This is a genomic window from Argonema antarcticum A004/B2, from assembly GCF_023333585.1.
Classification (GTDB): Bacteria; Cyanobacteriota; Cyanobacteriia; order Cyanobacteriales; family Aerosakkonemataceae; genus Argonema; species Argonema antarcticum.
On sequence record NZ_JAIQZN010000243.1, the window covers coordinates 1 to 1146 of the forward strand.

Sequence of the window (1146 nt, forward strand, 5' to 3'; positions counted from 1 at the left end):
TCAGAGAAACAACCATAACTTATGCGGGGATAGAGCAAAGATGGTTGGTGGTAGAGAGTGAAGATAGGAAGGAATCAGACTCGCGTAAACTCTCCCAAAAAATTGAGAAAGCCCAGGAGAAGGCTGTCAAAGAAATTAACAAGTTATCGAAAGAGAAATTTGCTTGTGAAGCTGATGCAATCAAGGCTTTAGCCAAACTGTCGAAAACGTTTAAATATCATCAGATAGAGTCGAGTAAAGTTACTGAAATTACCATGAATAAACCAGGTAATCCACCAGAAAAAGCTTACTCTATCTGGGCTACAGTTTGCCGGAATGAAGCTAAAATTAACGCCGATGTTCTGAGTGCTGGACGTTTCATTATTGCCACAAATGTTTTAGACTCAACTGTACTCAGCAATGATTCAATGCTCAAAGAATATAAAGCTCAACAGTGTTGTGAGCGGGGATTTGGCTTTCTGAAAGATCCATTATTCTTTGCGGATAGTATCTTTCTGAAAAGTCCAGAAAGAATTGAATCATTAGCTATGATTATGGGTCTATGCTTACTGGTCTATACACTGGCTCAAAGACAATTACGAGCCGCTTTATCTGAATCTAAGTCTACGATTAAAAATCAGTTGGGTAAAGCTACTGACCGTCCCACTTTAAGGTGGATATTTCAATGTTTTCAATCTATTCATTTAGTTCTATTAAATCAAGAACTTCATGTTTCTAATTGGAATGAACATAGAAATTTTATCCTGAATTTATTACCAGATGATTGTCTTCGTTATTATAAATTAAACACCTAATTCTTTTTCTATTTATTTGATTTGACAAGTAATTCATTATGTTGAGCACCAAGAGCTAGTTACTTGAATTAATAGCTCTCATTTGTTGAGTCAAAAATCCAGGTAGTCCATGAATATATATTAGGTTAACTGATTATTTAAACATTCAAGATCATCATTTATTTATCAAACAACTAGAGATCTGCAAATGTTTCTTATTGCTACTTATTGAGAATAGGTTTTGATCCCATTTTGGATTATTTATGGCTACTCAAATGTCTTTTTTGACTGAAGATGTCTCTTTTTACTCTTGCTTAGCCTTTTTTTCTCCGTAATTTCCGATTGTGACAGTTGCGGGTGCGGAATGTGGGTT

The 1146-nt window shown here is 35.1% G+C and carries 1 protein-coding gene; it reads left to right on the forward strand.

Annotation, left to right across the window (positions count from 1 at the left end):
• Positions 1-794: IS1634 family transposase (locus tag LAY57_RS35635; protein WP_249072249.1), on the forward strand; the 794-nt coding region annotated here is incomplete at its 5' end.
• Between the last annotated feature and the right edge of the window lie 352 nt (positions 795-1146).